We start from the raw sequence: 16,535 nt of genomic DNA on the forward strand, positions 1-16,535 counted from the left end.
GTACACTCAGCCCAAAAGCTGGCGCAACACCTCGGCAAACGCCCGCCCGCTTTCTTCTTCTTGCGCATGCCGCCCCTGGCGCACCACCCACTGCCCATTCACCATGACATCGCGCACCTGGCGATCGCCGCCGGCAAACAGCCAACGGTTGAGAATGGCATCACCCTCCGCCATGGCGATGTAGGGGTCCTGCCCATCGAGCACCAGCCAGTCGGCACGCTTGCCCACCGCCAACTCGCCGACCGCCTGCCCCAGCGCCTGCGCACCACCGGCCAGCGCCGCGTCATACAGCGTGCGCCCGACCATCGGTTGGTCGCCGCGATACAGGCGGTTGCGCCGCTGGTCCCGCAGGCGTTGGCCATATTCCAGCCAGCGCAACTCCTCCACCACGCTTAACGACACATGGCTGTCCGAGCCAATGCCCATGCGCCCGCCCTGTGCCAGGAAATCCACTGCCGGGAAGATCCCATCGCCCAGGTTGGCTTCGGTGGTCAGGCACAACCCGGCCACCGCGCCGCTGCGGGCCATGGCGGTCACTTCGTCCGGTTCGGCATGGGTAGCGTGTACCAGGCACCAGCGGCGGTCCACGTCCACGTGCTCGTACAGCCACTGCAGCGGGCGCAGGCCGCTCCAGGCCAGGCAGTCGTCGACTTCCTTCTGCTGTTCGGCGATGTGGATATGCACTGGGCACTGCCTGTCGCTGGCCGCTAACACTTCGGCGATCTGCCCAGGCGTTACCGCCCGCAGCGAGTGGAAGCACAGGCCCAGTTGCTGCGCCGGTTGCGCGGCCAGCAGCGGGGCGAGCTGGGCTTGCAGCTGCAGGTACTGCCCGGTGGAGTTGATGAAGCGCCGCTGCCCGTCGTTCGGCGCCTGGCCGCCAAAGCCTGCATGGCTGTACAGCACCGGCAGCAAGGTCAGGCCGATGCCGCTGTCGGCTGCGGCCGCGCTGATGCGTCGCGACAGCTCGGCGGGGTCGGCGTAGGGCTTGCCGGCCTGGTCGTGGTGCACGTAGTGGAACTCCGCCACCGAGGTATAACCGGCCTTGAGCATCTCGATGTACAACTGGCGAGCGATGACCTGAAGCTGCTCTGGGTTGATCTGCCCGACCAGGCGGTACATCAGGTCTCGCCAGGTCCAGAAACTGTCGTTGGGGTTGCCGGCAACTTCCGCCAGGCCTGCCATGGCGCGCTGGAAAGCGTGCGAGTGCAGGTTGGGCATGCCGGGCAGTAGCGGGCCGGCCAGGCGCTCGGCGTCTTCGGCCGAAGCGCCAGGCTCGATGCTGGCCACACGGCCATCGCTGGCGACCTCAATACGCACATGGCTGGCCCAGCCCGTAGGTAGCAGGGCGCGTTCGGCGAAGTAGGCTGACATCGGTGGAATCCTGTTATTGTTAACTTGTATATACATATACAGGCGTTTGCCTGCCGGGTAAACTGCGGCAAGCTACCGCTCATTTCATTTGCACAAGGATCCATCGCCGTGCCGACACCTCCTGTCTCCGTGCTGGTTGCCCAGATGGGCGAGGGCCCGGCGCCGCTCTACGCCCGGGTCAAACAGATGATCATCCAGCAGATCGACAACGGCAGCTGGCCACCGCATCACCGGGTACCCTCCGAGAGCGAGCTGGTCAACGAGCTGGGCTTCAGCCGCATGACCATCAACCGCGCCCTGCGTGAACTCACCGCCGAAGGCCTGCTGGTGCGCATGCAAGGGGTCGGCACCTTCGTGGCCGAGCCCAAGGGCCGTTCGGCGCTGTTCGAGGTCAACAACATTGCCGACGAAATTGCCGCGCGCGGGCACCAGCATAGCTGCCAGGTGATCACGCTTGCCGAAGAAGCGGCCGGCTCCGAACGGGCGCTGGCCCTGGACATGCGTGAAGGTCAGCGAGTCTTCCATTCGCTGATCGTGCATTTCGAGAACGGCGTGCCGGTGCAGATCGAGGACCGTTACGTCAACGCGGCCATTGCGCCCGATTACCTCAAGCAGGATTTCACCCGGCAGACGCCTTACGCCTACCTGTCCCAGGTGGCGCCGCTGACGGAGGGCGAGCATGTGGTCGAGGCAATCCTGGCCGAGCCGGAAGAATGCACCCTGTTGCAGATCGACCGGGGCGAGCCCTGCCTGCTGATTCGTCGTCGCACCTGGTCCGGCCGCCAGCCGGTGACCGCTGCACGGCTGATCCACCCCGGTTCCCGTCATCGCCTGGAAGGACGTTTCAGCAAATGAGTCAGCTGCAATTGTTGCGTGCGCACAATTACCCGCGCATGCCTTGGAAGAATGGTGGTGGTTTCACCGAAGAGATCACCCGCGACAGTGGCGAGGGCCTGGACGGTTTTGGCTGGCGTCTGTCGATTGCCGATATCGAAGAGTCGGGAGGGTTTTCCACCTTTGCCGGCTACCAGCGGATCATCACCGTGCTGCAGGGCGACGGCATGCGCCTGCTGGTCGATGGCCAGGCCAGTCGGCCATTGCTGGCGTTCGATGCGTTTGCGTTCAGCGGCGAGAGCCAGGTCAGCTGCAAGTTGCTGGGCGGGGCGATCCGCGATTTCAACCTGATCTATGCACCGCAGCGATATCGGGCGCGGTTGCAGTGGCTGGATGGCACCAGCCGGGTGTACAGCTCGGCATCGACGGTGTTGTTGTTTGCTGCCAGCAGCCATGTTGAGGTGACCATCGTGGGGCGTGAAACGCAGCGGCTAGGGTTGTATGACTGCCTGCGGCTGGAGGGCAATGACGAATTGCTTGGGCTGGAGGTTCAGGGGCGGTTCTGCCTGATCGAACTGGTTGAACGCTGAGGGTCTGGCTGTAGGTTTTTGTCGCCTGTGAGATCGAGCGCCGCAGGTGTCCGGCTCGACACATTCTGCGCCTGTGAGATCGAGCGCCGCCGCAGAACTCAAGCCGGACTACGTTTGTTTCGGGCCAATTATGCCTGTGGGATTTGCGCGCGAACGCCTTGGTGCCTATCTCGATATCGCGTCGTACCAACAAGGCGGTCGCGCGCGCCAGGCACATGATGGACTGGCCCGAAACAAACGTAGGAGCGGGTTTACCCGCGAAGCGCCGCGCGGGCGGCGCTCGATCTATACCCCAACATAAATCTCAAGCCAGGAACGGCAAGGTCCGATTATTTTGGTTGTCCATGCTTGTACATACAAGTAAAGGTGTGTTTGTATATTGACCACGACATACCCGCCCGCGGACGACCGCAGAGGACCTTTCCCGTGACCGACAACAACAAATACCGTGACGTTGAAATCCGTGCCCCACGTGGCAACAAGCTGACCGCCAAAAGCTGGCTGACCGAAGCGCCACTGCGCATGCTGATGAACAACCTCGATCCACAGGTCGCGGAAAACCCGAAAGAGCTGGTGGTATACGGCGGTATCGGCCGCGCCGCGCGCAACTGGGCCTGCTACGACAAGATCGTCGAAACCCTGACCCGCCTGGAAGACGACGAAACCCTGCTGGTGCAGTCGGGCAAGCCGGTCGGTGTGTTCAAGACCCACAGCAACGCACCGCGCGTGCTGATTGCCAACTCCAACCTGGTGCCACACTGGGCCAACTGGGAACACTTCAACGAACTGGACGCCAAGGGCCTGGCCATGTACGGCCAGATGACCGCCGGCAGCTGGATCTACATCGGCAGCCAGGGCATCGTCCAGGGCACCTATGAAACCTTCGTCGAAGCCGGTCGCCAGCACTACGGCGGCAGCCTGAAAGGCAAGTGGGTACTCACCGCTGGCCTGGGCGGCATGGGCGGCGCCCAGCCACTGGCCGCGACCCTGGCCGGGGCTTGCTCGCTGAACATCGAATGCCAGCAGAGCCGTATCGACTTCCGCCTGGAAACCCGCTACGTCGACGAGCAGGCCACTGACCTCGACGACGCCCTCGCACGCATCGCCAAGTACACCGCCGAAGGCAAGGCCATCTCCATCGCCCTGCACGGCAACGCCGCCGAAATCCTCCCAGAGCTGGTCAAGCGTGGCGTGCGCCCGGACATGGTCACCGACCAGACCAGCGCCCACGACCCACTGAACGGCTACCTGCCAGCCGGCTGGACCTGGGAACAGTACCGCGACCGCGCGCAGACCGAACCGGCTGCAGTGGTCAAGGCCGCCAAGCAGTCGATGGCCGTGCACGTGCAGGCCATGCTGGACTTCCAGAAGCAGGGCATCCCGACCTTCGACTACGGCAACAACATCCGCCAGATGGCCAAGGAGGAGGGCGTGGCCAATGCCTTCGACTTCCCAGGCTTCGTCCCGGCCTACATCCGCCCACTGTTCTGCCGCGGCGTCGGCCCGTTCCGCTGGGCGGCGCTGTCCGGTGAAGCCGAGGACATCTACAAGACCGACGCCAAGGTCAAGGAACTGATCCCCGACGACGCCCACCTGCACCGCTGGCTGGACATGGCTCGCGAGCGCATCAGCTTCCAGGGCCTGCCGGCACGTATCTGCTGGGTGGGGCTGGGCCTTCGCGCCAAGCTGGGCCTGGCTTTCAACGAAATGGTCCGCAGCGGCGAGCTGTCGGCACCGGTGGTGATCGGCCGTGACCACCTCGACTCCGGCTCGGTATCCAGCCCGAACCGCGAAACCGAGGCCATGCGTGATGGTTCGGACGCTGTTTCCGACTGGCCGCTGCTCAACGCCCTGCTTAACACCGCAGGCGGCGCCACCTGGGTATCGCTGCACCATGGCGGTGGCGTGGGCATGGGCTTCTCGCAGCACTCGGGCATGGTCATCGTCTGCGACGGTACCGATGAGGCCGCCGAGCGTATCGCCCGGGTACTGACCAACGACCCAGGGACTGGCGTCATGCGTCACGCCGATGCCGGTTATGAAATCGCCATCGACTGCGCCAAGGAGCAGGGCCTGGACCTGCCGATGATCACCGGCTGATCACCACGCTTTGGATCGCACCCTGCAAGGGGTGATACTGAACAACAAGAAGGAGCGCGCAGGCACCCACAAGCGGGCCTGCGGCTCCACGCGATTTGGAGTAGTAACGTGACCGAACTCACCCTCAAGCCCGGCACCCTGACCCTGGCCCAGCTGCGCGCGATCCATGCCGCGCCTGTGCGCCTGCAACTGGATGCCAGCGCCGCACCGGCCATCGACGCCAGCGTCGCCTGTGTCGAGCAGATCATTGCCGAAGACCGTACTGCCTACGGCATCAACACCGGTTTCGGCCTGCTGGCCTCGACCCGCATCGCCAGCCATGACCTGGAGAACCTGCAGCGTTCGCTGGTGCTGTCCCACGCTGCCGGTATCGGCGCGCCGCTGGATGACGACCTGGTGCGGTTGATCATGGTGCTGAAGATCAACAGCCTCAGCCGTGGCTTCTCCGGCATCCGCCGCAAAGTCATCGACGCGCTGATTGCCCTGGTCAACGCCGAAGTCTACCCGCACATCCCGCTGAAAGGCTCGGTAGGCGCATCCGGTGACCTTGCCCCGCTAGCGCATATGTCGCTGGTGCTGCTGGGCGAAGGCAAGGCCCGCTACAAGGGCCAGTGGCTGCCGGCCACCGAAGCCTTGGCGATTGCCGGCCTCGAACCGCTGACCCTGGCCGCCAAAGAGGGCCTGGCCCTGCTCAACGGTACCCAGGCCTCCACCGCCTATGCCTTGCGTGGCCTGTTCCAGGCCGAAGACCTGTATGCCGCGGCCATCGCCTGCGGCGGCCTGAGCGTCGAAGCTGCGCTGGGCTCGCGCTCGCCCTTCGATGCGCGTATCCACGAAGTGCGTGGCCAACGCGGCCAGATCGACACCGCGGCCTGCTTCCGCGACCTGCTGGGCGACTCCAGCGAAGTGTCGCTGTCGCACAAGAACTGCGACAAGGTCCAGGACCCGTACTCGCTGCGCTGCCAGCCGCAGGTCATGGGTGCCTGCCTGACCCAGCTGCGCCAGGCCGCCGAGGTACTGGGCATCGAAGCCAACGCCGTGTCGGACAACCCGCTGGTGTTCGCTGCCGAAGGTGATGTGATCTCCGGCGGCAACTTCCACGCCGAACCGGTGGCCATGGCCGCCGACAACCTGGCCCTGGCCATCGCTGAAATCGGCTCGCTCAGCGAGCGCCGCATCTCGCTGATGATGGACAAGCACATGTCCCAATTGCCGCCGTTCCTGGTGGAAAACGGCGGGGTCAACTCTGGCTTCATGATCGCCCAGGTCACCGCTGCCGCCCTGGCCAGCGAGAACAAGGCTTTGTCGCACCCGCACAGTGTCGACAGCCTGCCAACTTCGGCCAACCAGGAAGACCACGTGTCGATGGCCCCGGCTGCCGGCAAGCGCCTGTGGGAAATGGCCGAAAACACCCGTGGCGTGCTGGCCATCGAATGGCTGGGCGCGTGCCAGGGTCTGGACCTGCGCAAAGGCCTGAAGACTTCGGCCAAGCTGGAGCAGGCGCGCCAGGCGCTGCGCAGCGAGGTGCCGCACTACGACCGTGACCGTTTCTTCGCGCCGGATATCGAAAAGGCCGTGGACCTGTTGGCCAAGGGTAGTCTGACCGGCTTGCTGCCGGCGGGTGTGCTGCCAAGCCTGTAATGCTCCTTGGGGCCGCTTGGCGGCCCTTCGCGGTCAAGCCCGCTCCTGCACAGATTGCGATCTGCAAACGCTATCCATGTAGGAGCGGGCTTGCCCGCGAAGGGGCTGCGCAGCAGCCGCTCAATCTCACGACCACAAAAACAATTCAAGGACGTGACATGCAACAAGCTCAAGGTCTCAAGCGCGGGCTAAGTGCCCGCCACATCCGTTTCATGGCCCTCGGCTCCGCCATCGGCACCGGCCTGTTCTACGGCTCTGCCTCGGCCATCCAGATGGCAGGCCCGGCCGTGCTGCTGGCCTACCTGATCGGCGGCGCTGCAGTGTTCATGGTCATGCGCGCTCTTGGCGAAATGGCCGTGCACAACCCGGTGGCCGGCTCCTTCGGCCACTACGCCACCACCTACCTCGGCCCAATGGCCGGTTTCATCCTTGGCTGGACCTACGCTTTCGAGATGGTCATCGTCGCCATCGCCGACGTCACCGCGTTCGGTATCTACATGGGCTTCTGGTTCCCGGAGGTAGCCCGCTGGATCTGGGTGCTGGGCATCGTTTTCCTGATCGGCGGCCTCAACCTGTGCAACGTCAAGGTATTCGGCGAAATGGAATTCTGGCTGTCGCTGCTCAAGGTCGGCGCCATCGTGGCGATGATCCTGGCCGGCCTCGGCATCATGGCCTTCGGTTTCAGCCAGGTGGGTACCGGGCATGCCGTGGGCATGAGCAACCTGTTCGACCATGGCGGCTTCATGCCTAACGGCGTGGGTGGCTTGATCGCGTCGTTTGCGGTGGTGATGTTCGCCTTCGGCGGTATCGAGATCATCGGCGTCACTGCCGGCGAGGCAAAAGACCCGCAGCGCGTCATTCCCAAAGCGATCAACGCGGTGCCACTGCGGATCCTGCTGTTCTACGTGCTCACCCTGTTCGTGCTGATGTGCCTGTACCCATGGCCGCAGATCGGCAGCCAGGGCAGCCCTTTCGTGCAGATCTTCAGCAACCTGGGCATTGGCTCTGCCGCTGCCGTGCTGAACGTCGTGGTGATTTCCGCTGCCATCTCCGCCATCAACAGCGACATCTTTGGCGCTGGCCGCATGATGTATGGCCTGGCCCAGCAAGGCCACGCCCCGCGCGGCTTCAGCAAGTTGTCGAAACATGGCGTACCGTGGATGACCGTTGTGGTGATGGGGGCTGCGCTGCTGATCGGCGTATTGCTCAACTACCTGATCCCGGAAAATGTGTTCCTGCTGATTGCCTCGATCGCCACCTTCGCCACGGTGTGGGTGTGGCTGATGATCCTGCTCACCCAGGTAGCCATGCGCCGCAGCATGAGCCGCGAGGAAGTGGCCCAGCTCAAGTTCCCGGTACCGTTCTGGCCATACGGCCCGGCCATGGCCATTGCGTTCATGGTGTTCATCTTTGGCGTGCTCGGCTACTTCCCGGACACCCAGGCGGCATTGATCGTCGGCGTGATCTGGGTGGTGTTCCTGGTGGCGTCCTACCTGCTGTGGTGCAAGCCGCGCGCAGGGCAGGGCCAGCCGGTAGCGGAGCCGGCCGAGCTGCACCGCTAGCAAAGGAGATTGTGCATGAGAACCCTCTGGCAGCATTGCCATGTTGCGACCATGGCCGATGGCCGTTACTCGGCCATCGAGGACGCGGCGATCGTCACCAGCGCCGGGCTGATCGAGTGGATAGGCCCACGCGCCGAGCTGGCGCCCGTCGAAGCTGACCGCACGGTTGACCTGGGTGGTGCCTGGGTCACTCCCGGGCTGATCGACTGCCACACCCATGCGGTGTTCGGCGGCAACCGCAGCGGCGAGTTCGAGCAACGCCTGCAGGGCGTGAGCTATGCCGAAATCGCCGCGCAGGGCGGTGGTATTGCGAGTACCGTGCGGGCTACCCGGGCAGCCAGCGAAGACGAACTGTTCGCCAGTGCTCGCCAGCGCGTTCAGGCACTGATGCGCGATGGCGTGACCACCCTCGAGATCAAGTCCGGCTACGGCCTGGACCTGGCCAACGAGCGCAAGATGCTGCGAGTGGCCCGCCGCCTGGCCGACGAGCTGCCGCTGACGGTGCGTGCCACGTGCCTGGCGGCGCACGCTTTGCCCCCGGAGTACGCGGGTCGGGCCGACGACTACATCGCGCACATCTGTGACGAGATGTTGCCTGCCCTGGCCAGCGAAGGCCTGGTGGATGCCGTGGATGCCTTCTGCGAACACCTCGCGTTCTCGCCGGCCCAGGTCGAGCGGCTGTTCATCAAGGCGCGCGAACTGGGCCTGCCGGTCAAGCTGCATGCCGAACAGCTGTCATCGTTGCACGGCTCAAGCCTGGCCGCGCGTTACCAGGCACTGTCGGCTGACCACCTGGAGTTCATGATAGAGGAAGACGCCGTGGCCATGGCAAACGCCGGCACGGTCGCCGTGCTGCTACCGGGTGCGTTCTACTTCCTGCGTGAAACCCAGCTGCCGCCAATGGATGCATTGCGCCGCCACGGGGTAAAGATTGCCCTGGCCAGCGACCTCAACCCCGGCACCTCGCCAGGGTTGTCGCTGCGGTTGATGCTGAACATGGGCTGCACCTGCTTCCGCATGACGCCGGAAGAAGCCCTGGCCGGCGTTACGGTCCACGCTGCCACGGCATTGGGCCTGGGTGACAGCCACGGCTCGCTGCAAGTGGGCAAGGTGGCCGACTTCGTCGCCTGGCAAATCGAACGCCCCGCCGACCTGGCCTACTGGCTGGGTGGCGACCTGCCCAAGCGCGTAGTGCGCATGGGCCATGAAATCTCCAACTGAGCGAGGCACGATGGACAAGGTACTGAGTTTTCACCAAGGTCGCCTGCCGCTGCTGATCAGCATGCCGCACGCTGGCTTGCGTCTGACCGACGCCGTGCGCGACGGCCTGGTCGACCAGGCGCAAAGCTTGCCGGACACCGACTGGCACATCCCGCAGTTGTACGACTTTGTCCGTGACATGGGCGCCAGCGTGGTGGCCGCAGAGTACTCACGCTTCGTCATCGACCTGAACCGTCCGGACGACGACAAGCCGCTGTACGTCGGCGCCACCACGGGCTTGTACCCGGCGACCCTGTTCGGCGGCGAACCCCTCTTCAAAGACGGGCTGGCGCCGTCTGGCGAAGAGCGCAGACGCTACCTGGAGCAGATCTGGCGCCCTTATCACGCGACCATTCGTCGTGAGCTGGACCGCTTGCGTGAGCAGTTTGGCTATGCGCTGCTGTGGGATGCCCATTCGATCCGTTCGCTGATCCCGCACCTGTTCGACGGCAAGTTACCGGACTTCAACCTGGGTACTTTCAACGGCGCCAGTTGCGATCCGGCACTGGCTGAGCGGCTGCAGGGTGTGTGCGCCAAGGTGCAAGGTTACAGCCATGTGCTTAATGGTCGGTTCAAAGGCGGTCACATCACCCGGCATTATGGCGACCCGGCCAACCATATCCATGCTGTGCAGCTGGAGCTGGCGCAAAGCACCTATATGGAGGAAGTCGAGCCATTTGCCTACCGGGAAGACTTGGCGCAACCGACGCAAGCGGTATTGAGGCAGCTACTGCAAGCGCTGCTGGCCTGGGGCGACGAGCGTTACAAGCGTTGAGTGGAGGCGGCGACGCTATCGGCGTCGCCAGGCACCGTGGGAGGCAGTTGCCGGAATTCTGCGCAAGGGTCGATTCGCGCCGTTCGAACGCGTCAGCAAGGACGGTGCTGAAAGCGCAATTCAGGTTTATGATGGCCCACGGCCGAATAATCCTCACACGGAGTGCGCAATGCAGACCCTCTACCCGCAGATCAAACCCTACGCCAGGCACGATCTGGCCGTGGAAGCGCCGCATGTGCTTTATGTCGACGAAAGCGGCTCGCCGGAAGGTCTGCCCGTGGTGTTCATCCACGGAGGCCCCGGTGCTGGCTGCGACGCCCAGAGCCGCTGCTACTTTGATCCCAACCTGTACCGCATCATCACCTTCGACCAGCGCGGCTGTGGCCGCTCCACGCCCCATGCGAGCCTGGAGAACAACACCACCTGGCACCTGGTCGAAGACCTGGAGCGCATTCGCGAACACCTTGGCATAGACAAGTGGGTGCTGTTTGGTGGCTCTTGGGGCTCGACCCTGGCCCTGGCCTACGCTCAGGCTCACCCCGAACGCGTGCACGGCCTGATCCTGCGCGGCATCTTCCTGTGCCGGCCGCAGGAAATCGAGTGGTTCTACCAGGAAGGCGCCAGCCGCCTGTTCCCCGACTACTGGCAGGACTACATCGCACCGATTCCACCGGAGGAACGCGGCGACCTGGTCAGGGCCTTCCACAAGCGCCTGACCGGTAACGACCAGATCGCCCAGATGCACGCCGCCAAGGCGTGGTCCACCTGGGAAGGCCGTACCGCCACCCTGCGCCCCAACCCGCTGGTGGTCGACCGCTTTTCCGAACCGCAGCGGGCGCTGTCGATCGCCCGCATCGAATGCCACTACTTCATGAACAACGCCTTCCTCGAACCGGACCAGCTGATCCGCGATCTGCCCAAAATCGCCCACCTGCCGGCGGTGATCGTGCATGGTCGCTACGATGTGATCTGCCCCTTGGACAACGCCTGGGCGTTGCACCAGGCCTGGCCGAACAGTGAGTTGAAAGTGATCCGTGACGCCGGTCACGCGGCTTCCGAGCCTGGCATCACCGATGCCTTGGTGCGTGCCGCCGACCAGATGGCCCGACGCCTGCTCGACCTGCCCCTGGAAGAAGCATGAGGGGCCTGCTGCAGCGCGTGCGCGGTGCGCGGGTTGAAGTGGCGGGGGAGGTGGTCGGCGCCATCGACCAAGGGTTGCTGGTGCTGGTCGCGGTCGAGCCTGAAGATTCCCGTGAACAGGCCGATAAGCTGTTGCACAAGCTGCTGAACTACCGGGTGTTCAGTGACGAGCAGGGCAAGATGAACCTGTCGCTCAAGGATGTCGGGGGTGGCCTGCTACTGGTGTCACAGTTCACCTTGGCGGCCGACACCCGCAATGGCATGCGTCCAAGCTTCTCGACCGCAGCGCCACCGGCCCTCGGCGCCGAGTTGTTCGACTATCTTTTGCAACAGGCAAAAGCTCAGTACGCCGACGTGGCCAGCGGCCGTTTTGGTGCGGATATGCAGGTGCACCTGGTCAATGATGGCCCGGTAACATTTATGTTACAAATATGAGGTCAAAAAACCCGTTGTTCACAGGAAAACAAGGGGTTTTGTACGATAAATAGTTGCTCCAGCCTGATGCGTTGTCACGCAACCTGCTGGATAATCGCGCGCTGCATGGACCTGCGTTCGTAGGTCCGTTTCACTCTGACTCGAGCATTGTCTGGATCCGTTTGGGGAATCATTACGCCCTCTCGGGGTCCGAACAGTGCTCGCCAACCCGGCATTTGTCGCTGGCCGTTGGTTTCATGATCTGTTTTCGGCGAGGGTTGCTCGTGATTGTTAGTCCCCAAAAAGCATCAAGAATCCCCAGCGTCGGGCTACGCAAGGCGCTGATGGCCAGTGTGGCTCTGGTCGGCCTGATGAGCGCGGGCCAGCTGTGGGCATTCAATCTTGACGATGTTGCTGCCAAGGCAAAGGATCTGGCCGGCCAGAAGTACGAAGCGCCAAAAAGCAACCTGCCGGCCGTGTTCCGCGACATGAAGTTCGCGGACTACCAGAAAATCCGTTTCCTGCAGGAAAAGGCCGAGTGGGCCAAGGACAAGACCCCGTTCAAGCTGTCGTTCTATCATCAGGGCATGCACTTCGACACCCCGGTGAAAATCAACGAGGTCACCGCCACCAAGGTCGAGGAAATCAAGTACGACCCGGACCGCTTCGAGTTCGGTGACGTGCCGCACGACCCGGAAACCACGAAAAACCTCGGTTATGCCGGTTTCCGCGTGCTGTACCCGATCAACAAGGCCGACAAGCAGGACGAGATCATGACCCTGCTTGGCGCCAGCTATTTCCGCGTGGTCGGCAAGGGTCACGTGTACGGCCTGTCTGCCCGTGGCCTGGCCATCGACACCGCCCTGCCGTCGGGCGAAGAATTCCCGCGCTTCACCGAGTTCTGGGTTGAAAAGCCCAAGCCAGCCGACAAGCACCTGGTGATCTACGCGCTGCTGGATTCGCCGCGCTCCACCGGCGCCTACAAGCTGACCCTGCGTCCAGGCAACGACACCGTGGTCGACGTGCAGTCCCGCGTGTTCCTGCGTGACCATGTCAGCCGCCTGGGCATTGCGCCGCTGACCAGCATGTACCTGTTCGGCCCCAACCAGCCGTCCAAGGTGCTCAACTACCGCCCGGCCCTGCACGACTCCGAAGGCCTGTCGATCCATGCCGGCAACGGCGAGTGGCTGTGGCGCCCGCTGAACAACCCGAAACACCTGGCCGTGAGTAACTTCAGCGTCGAGAACCCACGTGGTTTCGGCCTGATGCAGCGTCAGCGCGCCTTCAGCGACTACGAAGACCTCGACGACAACTACCAGAAGCGCCCAAGCGCCTGGATCGAGCCGAAGGGTGACTGGGGCAAGGGCAGCGTCGACCTGGTCGAAATCCCGACCGCCGACGAGACCAACGACAATATCGTGGCCTTCTGGAGCCCGGAGAAACTGCCGGAGCCAGGCAAGCCGTTCGAGTACGCCTACCGCCTGCACTGGACCATCGACGAGCCGAAGTTCCAGGCCCCTGATCTGGGCTGGGTCAAGCAGACCCTGCGTTCCACGGGTGACGTCAAGCAGTCCAACCTGATCCGCCAGCCAGATGGCAGCGTGGCATTCCTGGTCGACTTCGCCGGCCCGGCGCTTGCCGCCCTGCCGGAAGACGCCGCCGTGCGCAGCCAGATCAGCGTGGGCGACAACGCCGAGGTGGTCGAGAACAATCTGCGCTATAACCCTGAGACCAAGGGCTGGCGCCTGACCCTGCGCCTGAAGGTCAAGGAAGCCAACAAGTCGACCGAAATGCGCGCCGCACTGGTGCGTGATGTACCGGTCGAGCCTGCCAAGCCTGCCCAGGACGCCAAGCAGGACAAGGCCGCAGCCAAGCATGCCAAGGCCGAGAAAGCCGTCAAGGCTGAGCAATCTGCCAAGGCCGAACAACCTGCCGCCGATGCGGCGCCCACCAACGGGGCCCCGGCCACCACCGAGAAGGTGCTGACCGAGACCTGGAGCTATCAGTTGCCTGCCGATGAGTAACTCAAGCGCAAGGCCGGAATCGCTTGGCGAGTACCTGGCCCACCTACCACTGAGCGACGAGCAGCGGGCTGAACTTGCCAGCTGCACCTCGTTCAGTGAGCTACACCAACGCTTGGCGGCCAACCCGGCCGCCAGCTCTGCCGAGGCCGTGCAGGCCTCGGTGGGCCCGCGCCTGACCGTGGGCAGCGCCGCCGAGCTGGAAGAAGCCGAAATGCTCGGCGTCGACGGCAGCGGCCGCCTGTGCCTGAAGATCGCCCCGCCGATCAAACGCACCAAGGTCGTGCCCGAGCCATGGCGCACCAATGTGCTGATCCGCATGTGGCGACGCATGACCGGCCGGCCCAACGCCCCGCAGCCGCCCAAGCGCGAGCTGCCGCCGGCCCGCTGGCGCACGGTCGGCTCTATCCGCCGTTACATTCTGCTGGCGCTGATGATCGGCCAGACCATCGTCGCTGGCTGGTACATGAAAGGCATCCTGCCGTACCAGGGCTGGTCGTTCGTGGACCTTGACGAAATCGTCAACCAGCCGCTGTGGGACACGGTGGTGCAGGTGTGGCCGTATGCCCTGCAAACTTCCATCCTGATCCTCTTCGGCATCCTGTTCTGCTGGGTGTCGGCGGGCTTCTGGACCGCGCTGATGGGCTTCCTCGAGCTGCTCACCGGGCGCGACAAATACAAGATTTCCGGTAGCAGCGCAGGCAACGAGCCGATCGCGCCCGAGGCGCGTACCGCGCTGGTGATGCCGATCTGCAACGAAGACGTGCCGCGGGTGTTCGCCGGCCTGCGCGCAACGTTCGAGTCGGTGGCCGCCAGCGGCAACCTCGACCGGTTCGACTTCTTTGTGCTCAGCGACACCAACGACACCGACATCGCCGTGGCCGAGCAACAGGCCTGGCTGGATGTGTGCCGTGAAACCAAAGGCTTTGGCCGCATCTTCTACCGCCGCCGTCGGCGCCGTGTAAAGCGCAAGAGCGGCAACCTCGACGACTTCTGCCGTCGCTGGGGTGGCGAGTACAAGTACATGGTCGTGCTCGACGCCGACAGCGTCATGAGTGGCGAGTGCCTGAGCAGCCTGGTGCGCCTGATGGAGGCCAACCCGGACGCCGGCATCATCCAGACCGGGCCGAAAGCCTCGGGCATGGACACCCTGTATGCACGCATGCAGCAGTTCGCTACCCGCGTGTACGGCCCACTGTTCACTGCCGGTCTGCACTTCTGGCAGTTGGGTGAGTCGCACTACTGGGGCCACAACGCGATCATCCGCATGAAGCCGTTCATCGAGCACTGCGCCCTGGCGCCGTTGCCGGGCAAGGGCGCGTTCGCCGGTGCCATCCTTTCCCACGACTTCGTCGAAGCCGCGCTGATGCGCCGTGCCGGCTGGGGTGTGTGGATTGCCTACGATTTGCCGGGCAGCTACGAAGAACTGCCGCCAAACCTGCTCGACGAGCTCAAGCGCGACCGTCGCTGGTGCCACGGCAACCTGATGAACTTCCGCCTGTTCCTGGTCAAGGGCATGCACCCGGTTCACCGTGCGGTGTTCCTTACCGGGGTGATGTCTTACCTGTCGGCGCCGCTGTGGTTCCTGTTCCTGGTGCTGTCGACCGCGCTGCTGGCGACCAACACGCTGATGGAGCCGCAGTATTTCATCGAGCCGTACCAGCTTTACCCGCTGTGGCCGCAGTGGCACCCGGAGAAGGCTGTGGCGCTGTTCTCCACCACCATTGTGCTGCTGTTCCTGCCCAAGCTGCTCAGCGTCATCCTGATCTGGGCCAAGGGCGCCGTCGAGTACGGTGGACGCGTCAAGGTCACCTTGTCGATGCTGATGGAGATGCTGTTCTCCATGTTGCTGGCACCGGTACGCATGATCTTCCACACCCGCTTCGTGCTGGCCGCGTTCCTCGGCTGGGCTGCGACCTGGAACTCGCCGCAGCGTGACGACGATTCCACGCCGTGGGGCGAAGCGGTGCGCCGGCATGGCCCGCAGACGCTGCTGGGCATTGCCTGGGCCGCACTGGTGGCGTGGTTGAACCCGAGCTTCCTGTGGTGGCTGGCGCCTATCGTCGGTTCGCTGGTGCTGTCGATCCCGGTATCGGTGATTTCCAGCCGCACCCGCCTGGGCCTGGCGGCCAAGGACGAGAAGCTGTTCCTCATCCCAGAGGAATACGCCACGCCACAAGAGCTGTTGGCTACCGACCAGTACACCCACGAAAACCGCTGGCATGCCCTGCATGATGGCTTCGTGCGGGCCGTGGTCGACCCGCGGCAGAATGCCCTGGCCTGTGCCATGGCCACTGCCCGCCATGGCCAGGCGGCACCGATCGAAGCGTTGCGTGCCGAGCGCGTTGCCAAGGCGATTGAAGTCGGACCAAAAGGCCTGGACCTCAATACTCGCCTGGCCCTGCTCAGCGACCCGGTGGCACTGAGCCGCCTGCACGAGCAGGTGTGGGCCGAGCACAATGCGGCATGGATCGATGTGTGGCGTGCGTCGATCAACAATGACCCGCATTCGCCGCTGTTGCCGTTGCACCCTGAAAACGCAGGCCAACCGAGCCTCGTCGGCGCCTGATCGGGCCTGTTCGCGGCGGTTCGGCGCCCCGATGAACCCGCTCCTACGGGGCGCCTGATCGGGGCTCTTCGCGGGTGAACCCGCTCCTACGGGGCGCCTGATCGGGCATCTTCGCGGGTGAACCCGCTCCTACCAGGGATACACATGCCCTTGTAGGAGCGGGTTCACCCGCGAAGCTTTTTGGCCTAACCCCCTCATTTTGGCCAACAAAGTCCCCCCGCGGCTATAGGTCCACGGGCCGCCATGCGTTAGCATCCC

12 protein-coding genes are annotated in these 16,535 nt (G+C 64.0%); 11 read left to right on the plus strand and 1 reads right to left on the minus strand.

All coding sequences use genetic code 11. The features are described from left to right. Positions 1 to 6: 6 nt before the first annotated feature. Positions 7 to 1,371, minus strand: a complete 1,365-nt coding sequence (locus C4Q27_RS13705) for a formimidoylglutamate deiminase (RefSeq protein ID WP_064491074.1) — start codon at positions 1,369 to 1,371, stop codon at positions 7 to 9. Positions 1,372 to 1,515: 144 nt separating this feature from the next. On the opposite strand from C4Q27_RS13705, the gene hutC reads away from it, so the two are divergent. From hutC to mdoH, 11 genes are all read left to right on the plus strand, one after another. After that, on the plus strand, positions 1,516 to 2,226 hold the full coding sequence (gene hutC / locus C4Q27_RS13710; RefSeq protein WP_172830964.1) for a histidine utilization repressor: 711 nt from the start codon (positions 1,516 to 1,518) through the stop codon (positions 2,224 to 2,226). Further along, a complete protein-coding gene (locus C4Q27_RS13715; RefSeq protein ID WP_064491075.1) occupies positions 2,223 to 2,795 on the plus strand; it encodes a HutD family protein in 573 nt (190 codons plus the stop codon). Before hutC ends, C4Q27_RS13715 begins: the two co-directional genes overlap by 4 nt. 426 nt (positions 2,796 to 3,221) lie before the next feature. Continuing rightward, positions 3,222 to 4,895 (plus strand): urocanate hydratase, encoded by a 1,674-nt coding sequence (gene hutU, locus C4Q27_RS13730; protein WP_014592682.1) that lies wholly within the window; start codon positions 3,222 to 3,224, stop codon positions 4,893 to 4,895. 108 nt (positions 4,896 to 5,003) lie between these two features. Further along, positions 5,004 to 6,536: a histidine ammonia-lyase gene (gene hutH, locus C4Q27_RS13735; RefSeq protein ID WP_064491103.1), complete on the plus strand. Its 1,533-nt coding sequence runs from the start codon at positions 5,004 to 5,006 to the stop codon at positions 6,534 to 6,536. Between the two features lie 158 nt (positions 6,537 to 6,694). After that, positions 6,695 to 8,098 carry an amino acid permease gene (locus C4Q27_RS13740; RefSeq protein ID WP_003249253.1) on the plus strand — a complete coding sequence of 468 codons (1,404 nt, stop codon included), beginning with the start codon at positions 6,695 to 6,697 and terminating at the stop codon, positions 8,096 to 8,098. A 15-nt stretch (positions 8,099 to 8,113) separates the two neighbouring features. Further along, a complete protein-coding gene (hutI, locus tag C4Q27_RS13745) occupies positions 8,114 to 9,319 on the plus strand; it encodes an imidazolonepropionase (RefSeq protein WP_104886961.1) in 1,206 nt (401 codons plus the stop codon). A 10-nt stretch (positions 9,320 to 9,329) separates the two neighbouring features. Beyond that, positions 9,330 to 10,133, plus strand: coding sequence for an N-formylglutamate deformylase (hutG, locus tag C4Q27_RS13750; RefSeq protein WP_064491101.1), 804 nt, complete (start codon positions 9,330 to 9,332; stop codon positions 10,131 to 10,133). Positions 10,134 to 10,302: 169 nt separating this feature from the next. Further along, positions 10,303 to 11,274: a prolyl aminopeptidase gene (pip, locus tag C4Q27_RS13755; protein ID WP_003249260.1), complete on the plus strand. Its 972-nt coding sequence runs from the start codon at positions 10,303 to 10,305 to the stop codon at positions 11,272 to 11,274. Next, positions 11,271 to 11,708 (plus strand): D-aminoacyl-tRNA deacylase, encoded by a 438-nt coding sequence (gene dtd / locus C4Q27_RS13760; RefSeq protein ID WP_003249262.1) that lies wholly within the window; start codon positions 11,271 to 11,273, stop codon positions 11,706 to 11,708. The genes pip and dtd overlap by 4 nt, the downstream gene beginning before the upstream one ends. Positions 11,709 to 11,971: 263 nt before the next feature. Continuing rightward, positions 11,972 to 13,711: a glucan biosynthesis protein G gene (locus C4Q27_RS13765; RefSeq protein ID WP_218277938.1), complete on the plus strand. Its 1,740-nt coding sequence runs from the start codon at positions 11,972 to 11,974 to the stop codon at positions 13,709 to 13,711. Next, a complete protein-coding gene (gene mdoH / locus C4Q27_RS13770; RefSeq protein ID WP_064491099.1) occupies positions 13,704 to 16,277 on the plus strand; it encodes a glucans biosynthesis glucosyltransferase MdoH in 2,574 nt (857 codons plus the stop codon). The genes C4Q27_RS13765 and mdoH overlap by 8 nt, the downstream gene beginning before the upstream one ends. Positions 16,278 to 16,535: the final 258 nt, after the last annotated feature.

It is taken from the genome of Pseudomonas sp. SWI36 (genome assembly GCF_002948105.1).
GTDB classification, from domain to species: domain Bacteria; phylum Pseudomonadota; class Gammaproteobacteria; order Pseudomonadales; family Pseudomonadaceae; genus Aquipseudomonas; species Aquipseudomonas alloputida.

Bases quoted from the DNA above. Each gene is read 5' to 3' on its own strand.
- pip (WP_003249260.1), top strand. From the start codon at position 10,303: ATGCAGACCCTCTACCCGCAGATCAAACCCTACGCCAGGCACGATCTG.
- hutG (WP_064491101.1), top strand. From the start codon at position 9,330: ATGGACAAGGTACTGAGTTTTCACCAAGGTCGCCTGCCGCTGCTGATC.
- hutC (WP_172830964.1), top strand. From the start codon at position 1,516: ATGGGCGAGGGCCCGGCGCCGCTCTACGCCCGGGTCAAACAGATGATC.
- C4Q27_RS13740 (WP_003249253.1), top strand. From the start codon at position 6,695: ATGCAACAAGCTCAAGGTCTCAAGCGCGGGCTAAGTGCCCGCCACATC.
- C4Q27_RS13705 (WP_064491074.1), bottom strand. From the start codon at position 1,371: ATGTCAGCCTACTTCGCCGAACGCGCCCTGCTACCTACGGGCTGGGCC.
- hutI (WP_104886961.1), top strand. From the start codon at position 8,114: ATGAGAACCCTCTGGCAGCATTGCCATGTTGCGACCATGGCCGATGGC.
- dtd (WP_003249262.1), top strand. From the start codon at position 11,271: ATGAGGGGCCTGCTGCAGCGCGTGCGCGGTGCGCGGGTTGAAGTGGCG.
- C4Q27_RS13715 (WP_064491075.1), top strand. From the start codon at position 2,223: ATGAGTCAGCTGCAATTGTTGCGTGCGCACAATTACCCGCGCATGCCT.
- mdoH (WP_064491099.1), top strand. From the start codon at position 13,704: ATGAGTAACTCAAGCGCAAGGCCGGAATCGCTTGGCGAGTACCTGGCC.